Here is a 656-nt window from a genome sequence, read left to right as displayed (position 1 = left end):
GGAATAGCCGCCATTGTGAAGGCCCGTCAACAGATCTTTAGTACTTTCTTGCGGTAGTGCTTTATTGATCTTTTTGACTCGCAAAACATAACGTAAACCCACTACACCAATGGCTGCTATAGCGATAAAGTAGAACATTTCGCGGTAACGTTGCGAGCGCAACTCAGAGGCTTGAAGTGCGTTTTTCGTCTCAAGCAAATTCAACTCTTTTTGAGCCAATTTCGCTTCAAGGTCAAACTTAATGTTGATCATTTCTTCGCCGTGAATGTGCTCAGAAAATTCTTCTTCAAGTGCTCTCAACTGAGACAAATAGCGGAAGGCGGCTTCATAATTTTGCAGCACTTGGTTGGCGTTAACCAAAACCGACAACATATCGATACGCTGTTTTAGCTCAAGCTCATTGGTTGATTTGGTTTGTTCTAGGACGAGGAGAGCGGTTCGAATCGCTTTGTCGTATTGCTTGTCGGCGAGATACGCTTCGGCAAACGCTTCATAGCATGGCATCTTAATGATTTCGATGCCGTCTGGGTTAGGTAACTCAACACAGCGTTGTGCGAGCAGTAGGGCATCGTCTGTTTTACCGATGCTGCTTAGCATTTGAGAAAAGTTGGACAATGAATGATGTTTAATGACATCCGACCCTGTTTGCATTGAGC

At 44.4% G+C, this 656-nt stretch carries 1 pseudogene; it reads right to left on the bottom strand.

Features of this window, described 5'->3' with window-relative positions:
• Positions 1-656, bottom strand: a pseudogene (locus R7Q48_RS28050) (virulence protein); the annotation flags it as partial.

This window comes from Vibrio sp. 378 (assembly GCF_033339435.1).
The sequence above is the reverse complement of the archived record's forward strand: the minus strand, read 5'-3'. Positions and strand labels throughout refer to the sequence as shown.